The organism is Paenibacillus sp. RS8 (assembly GCF_041956825.1).
Taxonomy (GTDB): Bacteria; Bacillota; Bacilli; order Paenibacillales; family Paenibacillaceae; genus Paenibacillus_AQ.
Genome location: NZ_CP168131.1, coordinates 5,190,720 through 5,212,591, shown reverse-complemented (window position 1 = coordinate 5,212,591; position 21,872 = coordinate 5,190,720). Strand labels below are relative to the sequence as shown.

Here is a 21,872-nt window from a genome sequence, read left to right as displayed (position 1 = left end):
CTTATGTTTGTTCAATTAACTAAAAATTGATATGATTTATAAAATACTCACATTTTTGACTAGTATATTATTGTGAAGGAGAACGGAAAAATGTATAAAAAAATAAACTTTATTTTAATAGCTTTTATTACGACAACTCTATTTTTTGCAGCTTATAATACGGCTACCGCTACTGCTGCTAATAAAATTTTTGTAAATACTAAAAAAATAGAATTGGATCAGAAACCTATAATAGAAAATGGCCGCACCCTTGTGCCACTTCGATTTATATCTGAATACTTAGGTAATGATGTAAAATGGGATCCGAAAAAGAAAGTAGTTACTATTGTTTACTCTATCGATAATATGAACTACACGGTTACCTTAGCTATTGGCCAAAAAACGGCTACTAAAACTCCCAGCTCTTATTTGAATAAATATAATCAAAAATATATAGTACATATTCAATCAGATGTAAATAGTAAGATTGTTAATGGAAGAACTGTTGTCCCCTTAAGATTTATAGGTGAATTGCTTGGTATAGATGTCCGCTTTGATTACCAGAACAAAGATATATATATTTCTAGTTTAGGCGTGAACTTAATCCCATCTGATTTTAAAAAGGAGGTTTATGATAAAGAATTGCGTAAGGTGAAAGATTTTGGTAAACCTACAGTCAATTATGAAAAATTCCTAGCTCTCGAAGCGGATCATTTCAACTCCATCGATCTTGATTATCTTTTTGCTAGAAAACCTAGTGTTGACTTGTTCGGAGCTCCCGAAGCTTTCCGTGATGGCTTCAATGAAATCATAATATCCGGGCCCATTCAAATCAATTATCTAAATATGATAATATATAAGGGAAAGGATCTACCCATTTTAAGCTACCCAGATGTTACAGTCGAAAGTACTGCTACTATTAAAGAAGGTATGACCTATGATGAAGTAGTCAAAATATTTGGTGGTCCTGGAGTATTATCAGGTAAAGGTACTCTTCGAGAGGAGTACAAATGGGCATCGTCTTCAGAGAAGGGTGAAGCTTATATCACATTTGTTAAAAAGGACTCTTCTCTTTATGTCACACCATCTCCGTATAGATCGTATTCTTGGGAATATATTTATTGAGTTTGACAATAAAAATCGCACTTATTTTTAACAGTGCTTTTAAGAAATATGAAAGAGGGCTCAAAATTATTTGAGCCTTCTTTCATTTCTATTTTATTACGTTCTCTAAACCTGTGTTCTGTACATATGAAATCGCATTCGCCTATGCTTTCTTATGTATTTATGAGTAAAAACATAACTATGTCTCTATCCCCTAATTTCTTTTCAACATAATAAGTATTGGAACAAAAAAAGACATGCTTAAAGCACATCTTTATTAATATTCTTATATCAGTTCTTGGACACATTAGATAACTGCTACAACCTTACCACCGAAATATGATTTAATAACTAACTAATCGGTAATGAGACTATGTTCTTGTCCATTATCGATAAAATTGCTTATACTATTCGTCTGTTCATTTTGTCGTATATCACAACGGTTACAATTGAAACAAGAACAATCACAGAATTTGCGGCAATGGTTCCTGCCCAAGTCGTAGGGGGAATGCCAAAGGTGTAGCTCGCTGCATTGAATATAGTGTGGCATAATACGCACATAAACACACGGCCTTTGCCTGATATTTTGTAGATTGCCCCGTATAAAAACCGAAACGCAATGATTTGTACTGCAAACATCCAAAAGTCAATGAGGCCATTATAGTGACCCGTCCCTGGAATAAAGAAGAGAGGGATATGCCACATAATCCAAATAATTCCAATATAAATGGAAGATAAAACAAACCCATATTTTCTGTTAAGACCAGGTTGCAATATGTACATCCAACCAGCTTCCTCCAAGCCACCGATAATAAGATTGCCAGGCAGGGCAAGGAAGAACATATAAAATGGAAGTACCATTTCGGTGCGACCCGATACTGCAAGATGTATCAAAAAATACAACGCAAGCCCTACAAGAACGAACAAATAAAGAGATATGTTATTTTTGGCGTAAAAAACAGTTTTCAACCATTCCTTAAAATTTGTTATTTTGTTATTTTTCTTCAGAACGATAAATGAAGTAATAGCGGGCGACAAAATATAGATTGCAAAAGGAATACTCATCCCTAAGTGCTGTAACGATTCTTGAACCGAAGAGTGTACCGAGAATCCGAATTGCCCAAGAACAATCATTGCACCTGACACAAGATAGGCTATACAAAATGTCAGCATTGTAAATTGTACTATAATTTTGTTGTCTGTCACAATTTCTTCACCTCACGTTTTAAAATATACATTAAATTGAAATAGATGGCTTTGATTTTTATCACCTAAGGTTTGAATAAAAAGGCAGCCGATCATCTAGACGGCTGCCATCGTGTATGGATTGATCGATCGCTCCCCGTAAGCGCAAGGGTGTTGCTTCAGTCTAAATAACTGCAAGCTTATTAGCCTGCTCCATAATTTATAGCGAAGTTACGAACTTCACCTCCGGAAAGCGGCTATCTGGTCCTTTCATTAAGATTCCGTCTTGATTTTTCAGATACATATCGAAGAAATTCAGCATATAGGTATTGGTAATGGAGTCCGCTCTATTGGGCTCAATCTTTCCTGTAATGCCCAGCATTTTGAAAATCGGAGAAATGAACTGTACGTCGGTAAAATTCAAATGCTCCGTATTTTCGATATAGAGGACTTGTCCCCCTTCGTCGACCGTTTTGCGCATCCGTTCAAGCTCCAACTTTTTATCTTCCGTTACTTGATTCTCTCACTCTCTGGTTGAGCCCATACGGTTAATTTCTGCATCCGTGTAAACCCGGTTATCCATCACCATTTTTATTTTTTCGAAATAGCTTTCCGAGTTGAGGAACAAAAACGGTTTTCGCAGACCCTCTCTTTCACGCAGACGATAAAGCCCTCCATCCAGGTCTATGCCAACCGCGATTCGCGGATCGTAAGCAGCGTCATAAGCCGTTGCTCCGCCGATAGAATGACCGAACACCCCGACATGGTCGAGATCAATCCAGCCTTTTAAATGACTTGGAATCTGCCCCGATTGGATAAGCTCGAATTGGTCCAGCACAAACACCACATCGTCGGTTAAAACTTTCCCTAACTTGTCGCGATTTCTGCTTTCCGTCCGATAATCATGGTCAGGCGAGAATAAGTCGTTGGTTGTGCTGGTCGTGATTCGACCGTCCGGAAACTCGGTTGCAAATGTGTTGTAGGTGTGGTCGATCATTGCCACGATATATCCGTGACTCGCGAGATATTCGGCTTGCGACGTGTGGAGGAACCTGGAAGAACCGTTGCCGGGATTCGCAAGGATCAGTGGGTATGAAGTCTGTGCCGTAGAGATTGCCACCTCCGAATATGCATGACTGGATACGTACTTCAGGTGTTGAAAAGTAAACCCGGGAAGACCATAGTTCGCGGCCATATAACTTAAAATCCGAGTATCGGGAATAAAAGAAGTTCGCTTGCCACTTCCAGCTTGACTCGGATACCATACCTGAACCATTAACTCTCTTTTACCATCTCTTGCTTTATCAAAAATCTCTTCTCTATTGGTATCCACAAAATGAAACGTTTGCGTTCCTACCTTGAATTTGCCTGACAGTTCAGGGAGTTTAAATACAGGAAAAGCATACATGAGGACCGCTGTTCCGACCAGCATGATCGCTATAGCGGTATAAGCTGAACCCAACAGGAATCGAGGGATTTTTTGGAAACTGCTTTTTTTAAAATAACTATAACCTGAAATGGCTAAAAAAATGACCGTTATGCAATATGGGAAAAACAGCTGAACTCTGTATCCTTCCACCGTCCAATGAATGACCAGAAAAACTGCGGCGATCCCGCTTGCAACGCATAGTGGAATTATACGCTGCCCTTTTTTTAATACAACTGTTAGTACAAACAAACTGATGTTTGACAAATATAGCAATAATTCAAACAATCTCATCTCAAGTCTCCTTTAAGAAAGCTTTCATCTTCATTTGTTCCAATCTTTCCTGCCTGGCTAGCCTCCCCCCCTCCTTTTGCTGCTTCAGTATAAAGACGCTTTCTGAATCCAAAATGTATCAGTCTCGTTACTGTAAACTGCTCATTTGCTTAATGAAAAGGCAGCCGATCATTTGGCCGGCTGCCTTTGTGTATTGATTGAACTATCGTTCCCGTTAGTTAAACAAGAATCGTTATAAAGCGAATCTATTTTTTATGATTTCAGCAACTTCACGAGCATTGATTTTCGTATTGTTTATTCTCAAATAGTTTTCTTTTTTAATTTCTCCCTCTAACGAGTTCAAACGATGTTGCTCCATTGTCAATTTTAGATCCTGTTCAGAGCGTGTGATATCTCTCTTTGTCGGTTTATGTTCAAGTCTATGGGGAGTCTTGTTACGCTCTATTCTCTTCTCAAGATCGGCTTCAAGCTCAATAAAATAGACATCCGCACCTTGATCCTCAAATATTTTACAAATTTTATCGACGTAATCCCAATCGCTCTGCAAATCGAATCCCCATACATATGTGAATATCATTCCATACATATTACTGGCTGCGGTCGCTTCAAATATATCCTGACGGAATTTATTCGATAATCCCCACATTTCAGGACTGAAGCCAAAATAAGGAGCCAGCAATTCTATCGTCATATGGTTATGGAACAATTTCAAATCAGATATCATTTCCAGTTCATGCCCCACAGTCATTTTACCTACTGCCTGCGGACCAAATATCAAAACAAATTTCATGATTTCACCACTTTTAGAAGTTATTTTAAACATAGTACCACAATTGATCAAGTTTTATTGCACTAAACTGCCCGTTAGTTGAACAAATAAAAAACGGCTGCCGAAGCAACCGCTATTCCACTAACGTTCCCCGTTAGTTCAATAGGATCAACAGTTTCAGTCCGATGGTATCCTCTTGTCTATGATTCAAGCCACCACTTTCAATCCTATGATAAAACACTTGTAAATCTCACTATAGCCATACGGCGAAAGGGGATATAATCTTACTCTAAATTACTGGAGGTAGCGTTCCGTACTCGGCCCACTGCTCTTTTGTCGGGCCGTAAAGATCCGGCACACGAAGGCCTGCCTGACGCATCAGGACTGTCATCTGACCACGATGATGAATCTCATGCTTTACGAGAATATCCAGCATTAAGCCGTTTGGCCATTGATCACCATACATATCGCTCATGATAAGCAGATTCTCATCTTTCCAACTGGACTGTATAGCATCAAGGAGCGCTTGTGAGGTCCTCTTATAGACTGACGCGATGTCTGCTGCCGAAGCTGGCACCGGCATATCTTCGCCTGGTCCTTCGAAAGACAGTCCCGTCCGAGATGGCATTTCGTGCAACGTCTGTACAAGGTGCCATGCAACACGTCCAAGCGTTCTATGATCGCTTGTTACCTGTTGGCCAAGAGACTCGTCGGTCAGCATCTCCAGTGTCCGCATTGTTGCTTCCGTTTCATTCTGCCAAGTTGCGGCAAAATCTTTAATGTGTTTATACATATCCAACATCTCCTTTTTGTAATGGAATCAAGTTTATTATATCGAACACTAGTTCGCAAGTAAATATTTACATTTCTTTAAACTACCCTCGTTAACCAAACGAAGCTGCTGAAAATCATTGCGCTAATCCCGAAATGTAATTAACTACGTATGGTTAATACGTTTGATCATTTTGTTTACGCTAGCCTGCCCGAAAGTTGAACAAAGGGCTACCTCACGGCAGCCCTTTCATTATTGAGCCATCATGTCCCCTTAGCTCAACGATTCTTCGGTTATAAAAAATCCAACAGGATAGTTTTCGTCGTCTTCTGCATCTAAATCGGGGTATCGATTTAAGACTGATTGGAAATGATCATTATTTTTCCTGTTCCTAAAACTAATTAGCACAAATCCCTTAACCCGTTTGGTTAAAGGATTTGTGTTAGAGCTACGTATATTAATTATTTAAACACTCGTTAACCCAGGCAATAAAATTATCGATACTTGTTCCAGTCCGCTCAGCTGTTGTATGCGGCTGTTCTCAGATAGTTGTAAAATCAACACTTTTAACATTCGTAATAATCAGAAACATAATACATAGGATTGTTCATGTTGGAACGCCCTTCAGTCGTTGTCTCCGGATTGCCCATTTCAGCTAAATCTGTTGTGAAATCAGTAATATATTAGCCTTCCAGTCAGCAAAGATTGCATAAGTATCTTTATTTTCTTCAAGTAAAGCTGCGTGTATCTTATCCGCTGGCTTAGTTTCATTTTGGTCTTCCCTGACTTAATTCTTCGCTTTCGCTCTTCATAAATCGCTTTAAGCCAATCCTTATCTAGAGGGGCAAATTCATTTCCTTATTTTTTCAAAATGATAAAACCTAAAATTAGGCATCTCGTTTACGGTAAAATACAATAGCTACTGTAATAAAGCTTAGTGTCCATAACATTGAAATACCTGTCCCTTGCATTGGTGTAAGGACACTAATTTCATCAGAGGAAGACGGCATATACATATAAGATCCTGCCGTATCCGGAAAATAATTTAAATAATTTTTAATAGTAGGTAGAAAAACTCTCGTTAATGGACTGACAATGAAATAATAACTAAGCAGTACCACTAAAGCAGGAGTGGTTCGTCTTAATAAAGCACCTATAGCTGCACTGAGTAGTGTGGTTAATGTTAGATAGCCTGTTGCACCTACTAATGTTGTTATCATTGTGTCTATTTCAATCACTACTGCTGTGTCTCTCATCATAATAAAAGTATAGAGTACACCTGATGCAGCAATAATAAACGCCACAGGAATGGTTATAATCGCCAATGCCAAATGCTTCGTGGATAAATGAAACCCACGCCAAGGTATCGTAGTTAAAGTAGTTCGAATTTGTCCACCAGTATACTCCGAACAAGTAGCTAAGATACCAAGAATAATGAACCCTGCTTGAAGATATCCCATAGAAGCAAGTCCTATATTTAGTATACTATGCGTTCCTGCTGTACCTTGTAGACCAGCAGAAGTAAAAGCTGCAGCTAAAGCCAAATTAAGAATAAATGTAATCATAAGAGTGAGCCATATCAATGGTAATGTAACTAATTTCTCCAGTTCAGCACCAAGAATTTGTGTTATCTTTCTACTAGATGAGACACTCATGATGCAACGTCCCTCCTATGGAATACAATAGCTGCTGCAATGAAAATAGCGACTACCCAGGCAAACATGACTAAACCGCCTGTGAAGGGTGTGTGATATCTGTCGAATAAACTGTCTGTGAACGTGTCGCTTGTAAACATAAACATTTCTGCGCCAGCCCTATCCGGTAAGTAAAACGCCAACTTTGTAACCCTATAAAGCAGGACACTAAAGGACACAACGGATGAATTTATTATAAGTACAGCAAGCGGGATGATGCCATTTTTGGTTAGCATAGTAATCCCAAGTGCTAAAAGAGCAGTAAATGTCCAGTAACAAACTGCACCGATAAGTCTAGACCATTCAAATGCAGGGGCATATTCACCAAGAATAAGATGCGTTGCTGACACAGTTGTCATAATAGCGACAATACAAAGCAGTACGCTGATCACTGCCACAGCGCCTGCTTTTGCTAGCAAAAAATGAAATCGGGATGAAACAACCGTTAAACTTGTTGTAATCTGTTGTCCTCCACCAGATTCACTACTCTCTGTCAAATACTCACTGCTGACAGCAAGCACACCAAGAATAATGACACCTTGCACACCCATAACTAATCCGATATAGCCAACTTCTGATAGCCGTGTGCTAACTCCAGCTATAATCTCCTCTTTTTCTGCTATACTGTCCAAGGTAGCAATGACCGCTGGGGCAATTGCTCCAATAAGAAAGGCCAGCCAAATGCCCGGCAGGGAGAACAATTTAGAAAGTTCCGCGTTGAATACTCTCATACAACATCACCTGCATTTTCATATGTCAGGGCAAAAAAAGCTTCCTCCAGCGTGGAATGGTTAGCTATAACTTCTTCCAATGTTCCATCTGCAACGATTGTTCCATGCTTAATGATCACCACGTCATCAACCGTCTCTGCAAGTTCTCCCATTAGATGACTGGATAATAACACCGTATTTCCAGACTCAGCACGTTCACGTAAAAATGTCCGAATCCACCGAATTCCTTCTGGGTCGAGCCCATTTACGGGTTCATCTAAAATCAATATTTTTGGATCACCAAGTAGCGCAGCTGCTATTCCCAGTCTTCTCCCCATACCAAGAGAATACTTCCCAACTCTTTTCCCGGCTGCATTAGTTAGTCCTACTATTTCCAAAACTTCCTCGACACGTGAGTTAGACAATCCTGCGGCACGAGCAATCCAACGCAAGTGTGCCCGTCCTGTTCGCATACGATGAGCTCCGAATCCATCAAGCGCGGCACCTACTGTTGCTAGAGGATTATGTAATTCTGCGAATGGCTTTCCATTGATTAGTGCACTCCCTGAGGTGGCGCGATCTAATCCAAGCAGGATGCGAAGTGTAGAACTTTTACCTGCCCCATTTGGACCTAAAAAACCAGTTACTCTACCTGGTCTAGCTTTAAAACTGATACCTGATAAGATTTCCCCAGTTCCGCGACGTTTGACTAAGTTATTAATTGTAATCAACCATAACACTTCCTTTCTGTTATGGTTCTAATTATAAATAAGCAAAGTTACATCTCGGTTATCCTGCTGTTTACTTCTGGGTTAACTTTAGGTTAAGTTCTACCAATAGCTACTCTTGTCCCATCTTCATTTGATGTAAAGTCAGCTTTCAGCTTCATTTTTTTCAACATATAATTCGAAGTCGATAAACCAATTCCCACCCCACGTTCATAGGAAGAGTTATTCATACCTGGACCTCTGTCTGCAATAATGATTTGTTCTTTTTCTACATCAACCACAATATTTACATATTTCCCCTCTGCTGCATGACGAAGAATATTCTGAAATAAATTATCTAGAACCCGTGTCATCCATTTAGGATCTGCTTCCCAATAAAGAGTCTCCTCTGTCGGTAAATCAACCTCGATCTGGATTTCTTTTTCTTCAAATACAGGATACCACGCAGCAACAGATGCTCTTACTAAACGTCCAATATCTGTTGAAGTGGGCTTAAAAGGATGTTTACCTGATGTAAGCAATGTATAGGAAAGTAAATCATCCATTAGATCCCCCACTCTTGTAATCGTATGATTTATCTCTGTTAATGAGTTTTGTCCTTCTTGACTCATTGATTCTTTATTTAATCGGGTGACATGTCCTCGCAAAATGGTAAGTGGCGTTCGTAAGTCGTGAGATAAATTCGCTATGAGTCGATGTCGTAACAATTCCTCTTCATTTTCTCGCTTGCGACTGTCTTCAAGCTGCTGAATCATCCAATTAAAAGAACTCCCTAACTGATCTATTTCATCCATACGATCACTTTGAACAAATATTGGTTTAGGAAATGAATTAATATTAGCTGAAAATGACATGACTTCCTGTAAGCGGGTAAGGCGTTTACGAAGTCTCAAGAAGAAAATCCAAGATATTACAACAAATGCGACAATAATAAAACCAAACAAAAGTAGTACAACGTAAAATAGATTTAACGTTTTCAGCTCTTCACCATTAATAGGAGATTCAATGAAAGCAGATAAGAAAATAAGTATAATTGGAGGCAAAAAGATAAATAGAAAATGTCCTTTTAGAAAATGACGAAATAATGATTTAGTCTGTTTCATAGTTTCACCCGATAGCCTATTCCCTTCAACGTTTCAATAATCTCTGGGGAATTTGGATGACGTTCCAGCTTTTGACGCAGTCGATGGATATGTACCATTAGTGTTTTATCACCAGTTATATATGTTTCTTCCCAGATGGCTTCATAGATTTGTTCTTTTGGTAAAACTTGATTAGGGTGGCGTAAGAAGTACATTAAAATATGATGTTGCTTCCCTGTTAATATAATTTCTTCTCCTGTGCGTTTGTCAAATACCATTTGGACTTCTGAATCTACTTCAATATAATTTCCTAATGAAATGCGCTCGGAATGTGTTCCGCCACTTCGACGGATTAGTACTTCTAATCTTGCAACTAATTCATCCGTATGGAATGGTTTCGTTAAATAGTCATCGGCAAATTGTAAACCTTCTACCTTATCATCTATCGATGTTCGAGCTGTTAACAGCAAAATAGGTACAGCAGGAGCTGCCTTTTTTAATCGTTTCCCCACAGTAAATCCGTCCAAACCGGGTAACATGATATCCAAAATAACGATTCCATACTGATTCACTTCTTTTTCGGCTCCATCACCAGAAAGCAGCCACTGAACCGAAAATCCTCGCTGTTCCAACTCTTCTTTTAGATAGCTGCCTATTTTCTCATTATCTTCAATGTATAATATCTTTCTTTTCAAGTAACATCCCTCTTTCTAAAATGAGTTCACTATCAGACAGATTAACCAATCAGGTAAATAACCAAGAGCTTCAATAGCGGCTTCGCCTTGCATTCTAATAACAACCTGATACTGATTGAGCCGGTCGTTTTACACTCCGTAGAACATTACAGAAATCCGCGAGCTCTTTCGAGAACAGTATAGATGAAAGTAAGAAAATTCCATAGTAAAAAAACACTGCATCCTTGGACCAGTGTTTTTTATAATTAAAAAGATTGATTTGTTTATACCAACAAGATGATGAGTTTCCATTTTTATTATTTTCCGGAGTTGTATACACCCCCTATTAGCTTTATAAGACTTGATACTCGACCACTTAAAGGCGAGTCATGGAGCAACACCTCGTTGCCATTGAATTTGCTTATTCATTCCTTCTGAGAAACTTACCGGGGATAATAATCAAGCAGGAGTGAAGCTTTTGCAATATTTGCCGGGGCTTCATTTAATAATTATAACAAGTTTACGGATTCGGTCCGCTCCGCTAGTAATCATGACTTCCACAAGTATAAGCTGCTTATTTTCAATAATGATCGACATTTTCTGTAGATGACGGGAAGGTTAATGATCTCATACATTTTTTTAAAATCCGAAATGTACATCACTCAATAATAACCTGGAAATATGAATTATTTTGGAAGTGAAATCAAGCGCCATTTCTGCTCGCCCTTGTTAAAATCTAACGTCGAAGCAACTCATCTCGCGCTTCCGTCAGCGCGAACCCCAGCAGATTTCTGCCCCGCCATTTCACGGGATTCTCTGCATCTGGATTGGACTGGCCAATGCCGATCCCCCATATACCGTCCTGCGGGCTAGCCTCGACTAGGATACGGTTCTTCGTCGAGTTGAGATAATCGGCAAGCTTCGGATTTTGTGAAAATTTGGCCAAGCTGGCTCTTTTGACAATCCCGTAACATTCCTTATCCCAAATGTCTTTGTCAAAGTTTCGGACTGCACGTCCAAAAGCCTTCATCTCCTTTGGATGTTTAGCTTTAAGGATGAAATCCAGCATTTCGTCATCACTGAACAACCTTGCCTTCTCGGCCATCATAAACTGCTCAGCACAGGAGTACTGCGTTCCCTCTACCGTAAACGGGCACATCCACCATTGGCTGAAGCAGCTTTTGTCGACGCTCCCGTTCTTAGGCGCTGTATGTCCCCAAAAAAACACGAATTTGAACTTTTTTCCCTCCTTATATGCTTTTCTTAACTTATCGATATTGTAAATCATCGTTAATCCTCCAAATTTCTCCGATACAAGCGGGAAGGCCTATGCCCCGCATTTTCGGTGTAATGATCGGTTTCCGCAACAAGATCAGCCACTTTACGTCGGAAGGCCGCCTTCAACAGCTCTTTATCCATAACTACCTCATAAACCTGCTGCAGTTCCGTTAGGGTAAAAAACTTCGGCATTAAGTGCAGTGCAATATCGGTATAATTCACTTTTCCCCGCAATCGCTCAATAGCGCATGCTATGATTTTCGCGTGGTCGAAAGCCAATCCGTCATTCGATACGATCTCATAATCCGTGCCAGTCGATGTAGTCTTCGCTGTCATAGTCCTCGCCACGACCGCCGAAAGTTCTACATCTTCACTGCTTAGTTTGAGCTCGCACTCCAGCGTCTTGATGTATCCGTCCTCAATCAGCTCTTTTTGCTCCCGCAGCGGCTTATAGGATACCTTGAACCAGGCGGCGTCTGCTGCATCATCTCCCGCCTTAAGCTCCAACTTGTCACTGTTGATCAGAGCCATATAGCTGCAGCTTATCACCCATGTTCGTGGGTCACGCCCCATATCACTAAACGTATACAGCTGCTCCAAATAAACGTCTTCCACGCCGGTTTCCTCGCCAAGTTCCCTTACTGCTGCCTGCTCAGTCGTCTCATTCTGACGGACAAAGCCGCCAGGTAGCGCCCATTTCCCCAGAAAGGGGTGAGCTCCACGGCGAATGAGCAAGATCCGCAACTCCTTTTCTGGCAGTTTGCGATAGCTATCCGCTTCTGTATCTGTCACGGTGAAGATTACCATATCTACCGCCACCGAAGGCCGATCGTAATCCCCTGCCCTGTACTGCTCCAAAAATTCGCGTTCCGTAAGTCCATCCTTATCCAACAAATCCAAGTGGGTTCGCCTCCATTATTATTGATTTAATCGTTCAACGTTCCAAAAAAGTTTCCATAAGGCTCAAACTTCGCCAGTACCTCGTCTACCTTGCGTATACGTTCCTCCAGACTCCCACGCAGCGTAATATAGGGAATCCGCCGCTCCTTTAAATCCGCCATAATCTGTTTATGAAAAATATGCCGCTTCTGATCGCCGCTGCGGTCCCATGTATCGTCGTAAGGAATATCGTCATCGCATAGGAAGAATAGATCATAACGTTGCGCGTTCTCCAGAGCAATCCGGGTTAACAGCTCGGGGGCCCGGCCATGGTAATCTAGGGCGAACATATACGTCGTAATTGCATTAGTATCGACGAACAGAAACCGGTTCGCCGCAAGAATTGCCTGTTCTTCTCGCTCGATATGTCCCACCGCGATTTCATCGAACGCCTCCAAGCCGATTCGGCGGTCCACCTGATGCTCGGTCCAATAATCGCGTCCGTATTCACTCGCAAACGTCGTGCAATATCTCCGTGCCAGCGTTTCGGTGATCGTCGACTTACCCGTCGACATCGCTCCAACGAATACCACTTTTGTGATCAAATCGCGGTACACGATATCACTTACGAACTCCCTGCACTTATATGGATCGGAACGGATCATCGTCGCTGAGATCGGTACCCGCTCGCGGGCTTCATCGACCCGCCGGTCTACCGCACCCAAAGCGAGACTCATATGTCCGCCATAAAACTCGCTCGAGTAAAAATGCGTTACTTGCTCTCCGTTTAGTCGACCGAGTATATACTGCTCTTCCCGGATCTCATGCTCCCTAACATCCGAATACCCGTCCGGGCCGTCCCAAGCTTCGATTACCCGGACTTTCGGATAAAGCCTGCGAATCCAGTTTGCCCGGACATGAAGCGGGATCGGTGTGACCGTCGTTTCGTAAATGACCACGATCAATTCATCGACCTCTTGTAGCGCCGTTTCGATCATGAACTGATGACCTTTATGCAGCGGGGCGAACTTTCCAAGTGTTAGTCCAAGCGTTTTCATACCGCCACCTCCTTCGCCCCTTTATTCCAAATATAGTACCCGTAAACTGCATTGACCAGATACGAGCTCCACATCACAATCATCAGTAAGCCTTCTCCGCTACCCTCCAGCATACGAATCGTCCACAACAACACTGTAAAGAGATTTAACACGATATAGACCAGCCATTGTTCCTTGAATCTTCGAACCATTAAGAAGGTCGCAATAACAGACAGCACCGTCGTAGTGGCGTCAATGTAAGGCGAGTTCTGTCCCGGAATGAACGAAAGCCCAAATCCGAGTAATAAACAGCCAATCACACAAACCATCCCAACGAGGAGCAGTCCTCTTAGATCCATCTGTCGCATGGTCAGCTTACCGTCTTCTTGACGGTTATTTTTCCACATGTAGAATCCAATGACATTCATAGGAACGAAGAATAGCAGATTCAGCATTACCTCTCCAAACAAACCGTTAATATAGGCCAAATATGCGTAACCGACAGTATTGTACATACCGAAAACATAGCTCAATAAGTTACCTTTTGCCGCAAGTACCACACATAACACTCCGGTAATAAAAACCGTGAATCCGAATAAAGAGTCCTTTGTAATCACCGTAAACCCGACAGCAATTGAGGTGAAAAACACCAACCACGAAATTTCGAACAGATTCCAGCCACCTGCCACCTTTTTCATCGTGCATCCCTCCGTTTTTTTCACTCATTCAAAGAGCGAAAAACATAAATTACACTTAGTATCATTTTGTTAATAACATATTGTTACTATCAAAAATAACAGATAATCCTTCGAAGGGCAAGTAATTTCTTCCTATTTCCACAGACAGGTACTTATTTATTGATGATGGATTGTTAGGATCAAGCATAAGCCATTTGCTCTTGGCATAATTGAAGTCGTCGCAAGTAAGGTATACGGCCATCTTTTTAACCGGCGGAAGTCGGAGTTCAACTATGATTAATGATCGATCTGTGATACAAAAAAGCTTTTATGCATAAATACTCGGTCGTTTCTTGGCTAATGTAACTGATAGATATAGCAGATTTGCAGTAGTCGTAAAGTGCATTCTCTAAGTTTTTTCTGCTAATGAACATCCCTTCATGGGGACCAAATGTTGAGATTTCTTGCATGGTTTGATCTGATGTGCATAGTAGAAAAATCTCCCTTCAAAAATGTTTATTATCATTCAATAACAGTTTCTGCCCATTTCTAAACGAATGTAATATCCTTATATAATCGTTGTTGGTGAGGCAGTAATGGAATCATAGTAGACAACTCATATCTTTCTGAAACAAAATACACGAAACCCTCTAACATTGCAGTGCATGTTAGAGGGTTTCGTGTGTAGCTCCTAATGTTAGCGAATACTACTTCCTGATACTAATGGATTTCGTAGTATTATCGAAGAATATATCTGCACCAAAATACTCAACAATGAAGCGTAATGGAAGCATAGTACGCCCGTTTACTAGTTCGGCTGGTACATCCATTCCTTGTACAAGTTTACCGATCGCAATCGACAAAGTCTGACCTTCCATGGTAATCATTACGGTTTTCGTAATGTTGTCCCAGCCTACCTTTGCTCCTAAGCTCTCAGCAACGAAGCGCAGTGGCACTAAAGTTCTGCCTTTAACTACCATCGATGCAACATCCATGTTCATTTCGATTCCGTTTAATTTATACCCTTTCTTCCCTAGAGTAAGTTCTAATTTCAGAGGTTCAGGCTTGGTTGTAACAAAGATATAGCCTAGCCCTTTTGCCGTGAAGGTAAATTTACCTGTCTCATGGTCATAGTTGCCACCTAAACGTTCCATGTTACCGTTCAATCTCAGCAAGACACCGCATAACATGCTAAAATCGTTCGGCGACAACTTCTCTTTTGTCAAATCAAAAGTGACTGGTATAAGTCCTGTATAATCCTTAACTTCCCGGTCATCCGCGAAGATCTTCAACTCATATCCCCGCCCTATAACCCCTTCTCCTTTATCTACAGGATTAATGACAACCGTCATCCGCTTTCCTGTATTCAACTGCTTCAACAATTCAGGGGACAATTCAACAGATACGGTGTCATTCGTAACGATTAGCGGTTTGTCGGCTTTAATAATCGCACCGATCGTATCGCTTTGAATCTCAAGCTCGTCTATTCCGGTTGACATCGTCAATTCAATAGGTTTACCCTTCTCTAGCTGCTCTTTAATTGTAGCATCAATACGATCCGCTACCGGCGTACTGCTTTGGCTACCTGAACTTCCGCCATTGTTATTGCCATTATCGCCGCCGTTATTATTTGCAGTAATTACGATAGTTAACTCTATCGTATCCACGCCAGCATGATTGGAAGCCATAACGGTGAATTTGTTTGTTCCCGATTCAGTAGGCACCCCTGAAATAACTCCCGTAGCTCCTTCTAAATTCAACCCAGCAGGTAAATAATTATCACTCACTGTCCAGATAATCGGTTCGTCGCCGTATACTGCTAATGTTACCGTATAAGTTTCTCCAACTTTGCCGCTTGGCAGATTCTTAGTGATAATCTCCGGAGCTGTTTCAACTGGCATATCCTCTTTAATCTCGATGCTCAATACTCGCTTATCTCTACCAAAATCATTCGTTGCTGCAACAGTGAATTCGTAAGATCCTGCCTCTCGAGGCGTACCCGAGATAACACCTGTTGCTTCATCTAGGTTCAAATCTACTGGTAAATCTCCTTCCTGAACCTTCCAAGTCATCGGATCGCTGCCGTATACCGCTAATGTTACCGTATACGGTTGTCCAACTTCGCCATTCGGCAAAGTCTTAGTGATAATCTCCGGAGCTGTTTCAACTGAGACATCTTCAGTGATCACTATATTGAACGATTTCGAGTCACTGCCAGCGTCATTGTTAGCTTGAACTTTGAATGTAAATTGACCCCATTGATCCGGTATACCCGAGATAACACCTGCATCTTCATCCAAGCTCAATCCTGATGGCAATTGACCATCTTCAACAGCCCATTTGATCGGCTTATCACTGTCAGTGGTAAGAACTGCCGAATACGGTTGTCCTACCTTGCCATCCGCAAGTGAGTTCGTCGTAATCGTTGGCGCAGTACCTGCGTCATCAATCCATTTCGCATATAATTCAATATCGCTTGTAACAGGATCAGCAACGAAATTCCAGGCATCGTTTAATCCCGTATCTTGATACCAACCGCCGAAAACAGCTTTTTCTTTTGCCGGCGCTGTTGGCTCGGTAATTGTCCCGCCCATATCAGCGAACTTCATCGCAACTTCGCTGCCGCCATTGGAATCAAAAGTTACCGTATAAGGGTTGTGAGCGCCGATGGAAGGCGTTCTGCCGCTAAGTGGATTGCCGAAGAAGTCTGTTCTCTCCGTCATATGAGGCAGAGCGTTCGCGCGATCCACATATGGGCTCACAATCTCGGCACCTGCACCATAGGCCAGGTTATTACCGTCAGCCAGACGGAACCCGTTCATCGCACTGTAATCAAGCTTGGCGTCCACTGTTCCGCTGTTGGTAATCCAATGCTCCGGCGCAGATTTAAAATCATTTAATATAGAATTTAGTTCCTCTTCCGTTACATAGCGGTTGTCTGTTGCTGTTACACCTGCACCTAGATACCCGCTACCACCTGCGTTCATGCTGCCAAAAAGATTAGCTGGATATACAATGTTGTTCGTAAACCGTCCGGCTGCAAATGGAGCTGATGTCCCCCCGCCTTTCAGCCCAACCTGGTTGTTTGCCCCAGTGTAGGCAAAAATATTATTTTGGAAATAAATATGCAAGTTGGAGGCCGTCGGATCAAAGACTAACGAACTGCTATTCTTCAATGGCGTGACGATGACATTGTTATAGTATAAGCCGCTTAATTCCTCGCTCGTTGAAGAACCTCCCGCAAGTAATATAAGACTGTTAAAGCTCTTGTTAAAATCCGGGCTGCGACCGTCGTTCACACTGATGTTATAGCGAACGATATTACCCTTGGCAGCATTCATCTGTAAGTACCAACCACCATAGTTATTTCGGCTGTAATTGTATTCATACACATTGTCCTGACAATAGTTGTCAATGTCCCAAGCCATACCGTCATTACTTGCATGATAAGGGTTATCCACAGCTTCATTATAGCGGAAGATGGTGCCTTTACTTGCCATAATCCACGCAGCCGCATAGTTTTGCGAACCTAGATATGTTGGTGTTGTATTATTTGGTCCCCAGTTCGTAACCAGGTTGCCGCTCTTATCGCTTAAATAGCTGTAACCGTTGTCTGTGACCACATTCCGTTCCACAAGGGAGTTGTTCCCGCCGGACATTACAATGCCATCACCAACCGAACTAGAAACCCAGTTGTTTCTAAACACAGCGTTGGATGCCCAAGGATAGCTTGAGTTACTCCATGTAATACCTGTGTTATTAGTCCCTGGATTGCTTGGCCCGTAGGCATTATTGCGAATACCTTCGTTATCACAGCGAAGGGTTTTGTTACCTTCAACCAATATATCTACATAACCATTAATAATGATGCCGCCGGATACCTTATTTGCTCCATTTGCTTGGTGTAGCCCATTAACATCATGAACATAGTTATCACGAATGACGATTCCTTGCATACGAGCATCAGCATAATCTTGAATATTAAACTGACCTTGTCCCAGCTTGGAAATCCGTGACATTACAGCGATACCAGAACGACCATCACCTGCTGAATTGCCGATGTTCGTTACTTCAATTCCACTGACTACCCAATAGTTAACGTCATATAACTCAATGGTTCCGTTTAAGGAAATGCCTGATGGGCTAGACCCAGTTCCTCCACCATTAATTACCGGGCGTTGGTTAGGGTCGGCCGTATTATATTTTGTAAGCGTAATCGGAATTCCTTCCTCACCATTACCGCGCAGTCTGATTTGTTCATTCCATACGCTATTCGCATCCAGATAAATGGTTGAACCTGGCATAAATACATATTCATTAATTTTGGAGATTGATTTCCACGCCGTGTCTGGTGTACGTCCATCTGCATGATCGTCACCGTTATTGGAGAAATAATAATCACGGACTTCAAGGGGTACAATGTTCAACTCAAATGTGATCTCGGCAGGATTCAGATTAAGTCTAACGGTATATTTCCCCGGCACGATATTATTTCTTGTAAATGAATCTTTGTTAATCTTCAATACATTACCACTAACTGTATAATCTACATCCCGTTGTAGAGTAACAGTGCCGATCTCCACTCCAGCTAGATCCGTTAAATCAGGATTTACGGTGATTTTATAGTCATCCAGACCAATAACGTATGTGCTGTCTTCCAAGTGACTATACTCTTTAGGCAAGAGCTTTAGCGTAATAGAAGCTGTTCCGGTTTGGGCTGTTATTCCACTATCGATAACATATACGTCATCGATAAAGTGCCTATTTTGTATATCCTTAACCGTTCCAGGCTTGTTGCCCCAGTTCGTAGCAAGCTGTAATACATCGATCTTGGAAATATTGTTCTTAACTAGGGTATCAAAGTTTCCGCCATCTGTTGATTGCCTTTGAATGTCTTGTCCATCGATTTTGTAGGTTGTTCCTGTTGTTGTAACGAACCATTGAAATTTATGCCAGCCTTCGCTTCGCTTGACATCTACAGGATAGAATCTCCCAGATGAACCGGGTCTGACTGCATAATTGGTCAGATTTGCTGCCCAGTCTCCATCTCCATTACCATAATTTATTGCAATATGTTCATTGGACGATGGGGTTAAGCCAAAGACAGCGTGGTCATTGGAAGCCGCTCTGCCATCATCATAGTACCAAGCAGTAACGATTGTTGTTTTACCGGTTGCAGGGGTGTAATTATAGGTACCTGGAACAGTAGCCACCTGACCGGCGCCGCTTGATGTTGCGGCCTTTCCTCCGGTACGAGACATCACATCGCTGTGAACATATCCGTTCGCACCATTTGAAAATTTCTTCTCCCCTTCAAATCCATCGTAAAACATAGTGTCAGCCTTATTGAAGTAATCAACGTTTACTTGAACAGTGACCTCTTCGTTCCCTGTCGGAACATAACCTTTCTTAACCGTCACGAATCCGGCATCATCAACTTCAATCTTATCCTTGTCTTGATCCGCCGGGCTGAAGCTGATGTTATCAGCAACGAACACATCAGCAGTGTCAACGATTAACCGTGTTCTATCTCCTGCCCGTAAAGTATCGCTCTGGCGAATTAGTGCAATGTTGGCTGAATATTGTGTACTCTCACCGGATTCGTCAGAATCCAAGAATCGTGACGTTGCGCTGCCGTTTGCTTTTACTTTAAATGTATCATTTAAAGTCGGGGACAAAGCCGCATCATTGCTTGTTGCTGCAATCGGGCTTCCTTTAGCCACACCATTACTGTAGAGTTGAACCGAATAGGCAGATGCGTTAGCGACGCGGTCCCATGCAGCGTATGTGCCGTTCCATCTGACATTTACCGGTACAGGCAATTTCTCGATCTTTAATATACCGGATGCTGCAACTTCTTCGCTGATATCCCCCGCATTATTAATGACGATGGCTGTAACAGTGTAGTTGCCCACACCCAGTGCCCTTGCATATGGCAGAACATGATGCCTTTCATGATTGTTAGGCTGGTCCGGTCCCCCATTTTTCGATAAATAATAACCAACAGGTCCACCGTCTTTGAACAGTGTTACAAGGGTATCACCGTAATTGGAAGCGCCACTATAAATGCCCGTGTCTGAGTCAAGCGTCGGGTTAATTGGCGCATTCACCTGTGTATTGGTGGTTATCAACAATGGTACAGCATTGGATTTCACCACAATTCCGTCTGCCGAAGACACTTCGCAATAATAGAAATTACCTTGTTGTGAAGCTGAGTCCACATTGGGAAGCGTTAATAACGCCTTATCAGCTCCGCTGATTTTTGTGCCGTTCAAGCCAGACTCGTCGTCAGATGCATACCATTGATATGATGAAGCAGCGGCTGATGCCGCAACGTTAAATGTTGCTGTCTCACCTTGTTTCACTTTTGCCGCTGTTGGCTGAGTGACTATTTCTAAATTTGGCAATCCACCAGGAGGTACCAAATTCAATGTTAATGTTCTGGTTCCTGTTGTTGTAGCCACATCTTTAACAACATAAAAATCGTCGATTAGATGTTTATTTTTAATATAAGTTTTGTTCCCAGACTGGTTGTTCCATCCTCCAGCTATTTTAGGCTGTATGGTTGTACCGCTTTTCATAGCTTTGTAAATATCACTTTGCGCTGAATCGGATATTAATGTTCCGTCTATTTGTAACGTCGCACCATTCGGTGTAATGAGCCACTCGAATTTATGCCAGCCTGTGGAGCGTAAAGCCCCGCTATCTTTCCAACGCTTGCCTGCTGTACCCGCTGATGATGGTGCATATGCCCATGTATATCTCGTCGGATTGTGAATAACATCAGCCTCTGAACTTTGATAGAACGTCCCAGCAAAGGTAGCGTTTTTGCCATCTACAATAGCAAATTGAGTTCTATCCGTCGCTGTCTTCTCCTCATCAGGGTACGGGTCAAAATACCATGCCGTCATCCTATAATTGCTGCCAGCTGGCAATGCCACGTCTTGGGCTACATTTTCATTATTCGTATCACTCGATGGTGTAATCGCTTTCAATCCAGAGCGAGACTGAGCATCGGACAGCGTGTATGACGTACCTAATTTACCAATTGATGTCATCGGACCATTGTTGTTCTCGAAGTCCTCCATGAATAACACATCTGAGTCATGGTAGTATCTCGCCGTTGCCGTGATTGTCACCGGGATGCCCGGAGCACCTGACGACGCAAATGTATAACCGCTAGCTAATGTAATGTTCCCCTGATTATTAACTGTTAAAAGATTCGCATTGCTGGAATCATAACTCACCTCGTCAATAACCGCTCCTTTAACCAGACTGCTTAAAGGCGAACCTTTATAGGTAAGATTCACCCTGCCTGACTGATCTGCCGCTTGTGTCAATTCTAGTACAACAGAGTCAAAAGATTCGGCCCCTCCCGCAGCTGACACTGCAGATGAAGGTGCCAAGCCGAACAGACCAGGGAATGCCAACGTCGTTGCCGTAACTATCGACAAAGCTTTTTGCATCCATTTCGATCGTATCATCCCAAAATTTCCTCCTTTTGAAATTAATAAATTTATACTTTTATAAAAAATCTGTATCTATGAAAGTCTCAATAGACATAGATTCTTATAAACTTAAAAA

Annotated in this window: 14 protein-coding genes and 1 pseudogene; 1 reads left to right on the top strand and 14 read right to left on the bottom strand. The window is 41.9% G+C overall.

Annotated elements, in window-relative coordinates:
* Positions 1–90: 90 nt before the first annotated feature.
* Positions 91–1,104 carry a copper amine oxidase N-terminal domain-containing protein gene (locus ACDZ28_RS24610; RefSeq protein ID WP_375103019.1) on the top strand — a complete coding sequence of 338 codons (1,014 nt, stop codon included), beginning with the start codon at positions 91–93 and terminating at the stop codon, positions 1,102–1,104.
* Between the two features lie 381 nt (positions 1,105–1,485).
* Here the strand turns inward: ACDZ28_RS24610 and ACDZ28_RS24605 are convergent, their stop codons facing one another.
* The 14 genes and pseudogenes from ACDZ28_RS24605 to ACDZ28_RS24540 form a co-directional block, all read right to left on the bottom strand.
* On the bottom strand, positions 1,486–2,289 hold the full coding sequence (locus ACDZ28_RS24605; protein ID WP_375103018.1) for a CPBP family intramembrane glutamic endopeptidase: 804 nt from the start codon (positions 2,287–2,289) through the stop codon (positions 1,486–1,488).
* 199 nt (positions 2,290–2,488) lie between these two features.
* Positions 2,489–3,988, bottom strand: a pseudogene (locus ACDZ28_RS24600) (alpha/beta hydrolase family protein).
* Between the two features lie 232 nt (positions 3,989–4,220).
* Positions 4,221–4,778 (bottom strand): shikimate kinase, encoded by a 558-nt coding sequence (locus ACDZ28_RS24595; protein ID WP_375105411.1) that lies wholly within the window; start codon positions 4,776–4,778, stop codon positions 4,221–4,223.
* Between the two features lie 268 nt (positions 4,779–5,046).
* Positions 5,047–5,550, bottom strand: coding sequence for a DinB family protein (locus ACDZ28_RS24590; RefSeq protein ID WP_375103017.1), 504 nt, complete (start codon positions 5,548–5,550; stop codon positions 5,047–5,049).
* 866 nt (positions 5,551–6,416) lie between these two features.
* Positions 6,417–7,184 (bottom strand): ABC transporter permease, encoded by a 768-nt coding sequence (locus ACDZ28_RS24585; RefSeq protein ID WP_375103016.1) that lies wholly within the window; start codon positions 7,182–7,184, stop codon positions 6,417–6,419.
* On the bottom strand, positions 7,181–7,954 hold the full coding sequence (locus tag ACDZ28_RS24580; protein WP_375103015.1) for an ABC transporter permease: 774 nt from the start codon (positions 7,952–7,954) through the stop codon (positions 7,181–7,183). Before ACDZ28_RS24580 ends, ACDZ28_RS24585 begins: the two co-directional genes overlap by 4 nt.
* Positions 7,951–8,664: an ABC transporter ATP-binding protein gene (locus tag ACDZ28_RS24575; protein ID WP_375103014.1), complete on the bottom strand. Its 714-nt coding sequence runs from the start codon at positions 8,662–8,664 to the stop codon at positions 7,951–7,953. The genes ACDZ28_RS24580 and ACDZ28_RS24575 overlap by 4 nt, the downstream gene beginning before the upstream one ends.
* A gap of 92 nt (positions 8,665–8,756) precedes the next feature.
* Complete coding sequence (locus tag ACDZ28_RS24570; protein WP_375103013.1) at positions 8,757–9,764, bottom strand: histidine kinase dimerization/phospho-acceptor domain-containing protein; 1,008 nt, start codon at positions 9,762–9,764, stop codon at positions 8,757–8,759.
* Positions 9,761–10,438 carry a response regulator transcription factor gene (locus ACDZ28_RS24565; RefSeq protein WP_042127936.1) on the bottom strand — a complete coding sequence of 226 codons (678 nt, stop codon included), beginning with the start codon at positions 10,436–10,438 and terminating at the stop codon, positions 9,761–9,763. Before ACDZ28_RS24565 ends, ACDZ28_RS24570 begins: the two co-directional genes overlap by 4 nt.
* Before the next feature lie 715 nt (positions 10,439–11,153).
* Positions 11,154–11,705 (bottom strand): NADAR family protein, encoded by a 552-nt coding sequence (locus tag ACDZ28_RS24560; RefSeq protein ID WP_375103012.1) that lies wholly within the window; start codon positions 11,703–11,705, stop codon positions 11,154–11,156.
* A gap of 2 nt (positions 11,706–11,707) precedes the next feature.
* A complete protein-coding gene (locus ACDZ28_RS24555) occupies positions 11,708–12,595 on the bottom strand; it encodes an NUDIX domain-containing protein (protein ID WP_375103011.1) in 888 nt (295 codons plus the stop codon).
* A 26-nt stretch (positions 12,596–12,621) separates the two neighbouring features.
* The gene (locus ACDZ28_RS24550; protein WP_375103010.1) at positions 12,622–13,632 is read right to left on the bottom strand and encodes an AAA family ATPase; all 1,011 of its coding nucleotides are present in this window, start codon (positions 13,630–13,632) and stop codon (positions 12,622–12,624) included.
* Entirely contained in the window at positions 13,629–14,309 is a 681-nt protein-coding gene (gene pnuC, locus ACDZ28_RS24545; RefSeq protein WP_375103009.1) for a nicotinamide riboside transporter PnuC, read from the bottom strand. Before pnuC ends, ACDZ28_RS24550 begins: the two co-directional genes overlap by 4 nt.
* 686 nt (positions 14,310–14,995) lie before the next feature.
* Entirely contained in the window at positions 14,996–21,772 is a 6,777-nt protein-coding gene (locus ACDZ28_RS24540; RefSeq protein WP_375103008.1) for a stalk domain-containing protein, read from the bottom strand.
* Between the last annotated feature and the right edge of the window lie 100 nt (positions 21,773–21,872).

Excerpts from the sequence above, each read along its gene's own strand:
- ACDZ28_RS24540 (WP_375103008.1), bottom strand. The coding sequence starts at position 21,772 with ATGATACGATCGAAATGGATGCAAAAAGCTTTGTCGATAGTTACGGCA.
- ACDZ28_RS24610 (WP_375103019.1), top strand. The coding sequence starts at position 91 with ATGTATAAAAAAATAAACTTTATTTTAATAGCTTTTATTACGACAACT.
- pnuC (WP_375103009.1), bottom strand. The coding sequence starts at position 14,309 with ATGAAAAAGGTGGCAGGTGGCTGGAATCTGTTCGAAATTTCGTGGTTG.
- ACDZ28_RS24595 (WP_375105411.1), bottom strand. The coding sequence starts at position 4,778 with ATGAAATTTGTTTTGATATTTGGTCCGCAGGCAGTAGGTAAAATGACT.
- ACDZ28_RS24590 (WP_375103017.1), bottom strand. The coding sequence starts at position 5,550 with ATGTATAAACACATTAAAGATTTTGCCGCAACTTGGCAGAATGAAACG.
- ACDZ28_RS24585 (WP_375103016.1), bottom strand. The coding sequence starts at position 7,184 with ATGAGTGTCTCATCTAGTAGAAAGATAACACAAATTCTTGGTGCTGAA.
- ACDZ28_RS24580 (WP_375103015.1), bottom strand. The coding sequence starts at position 7,954 with ATGAGAGTATTCAACGCGGAACTTTCTAAATTGTTCTCCCTGCCGGGC.
- ACDZ28_RS24550 (WP_375103010.1), bottom strand. The coding sequence starts at position 13,632 with ATGAAAACGCTTGGACTAACACTTGGAAAGTTCGCCCCGCTGCATAAA.
- ACDZ28_RS24560 (WP_375103012.1), bottom strand. The coding sequence starts at position 11,705 with ATGATTTACAATATCGATAAGTTAAGAAAAGCATATAAGGAGGGAAAA.
- ACDZ28_RS24570 (WP_375103013.1), bottom strand. The coding sequence starts at position 9,764 with ATGAAACAGACTAAATCATTATTTCGTCATTTTCTAAAAGGACATTTT.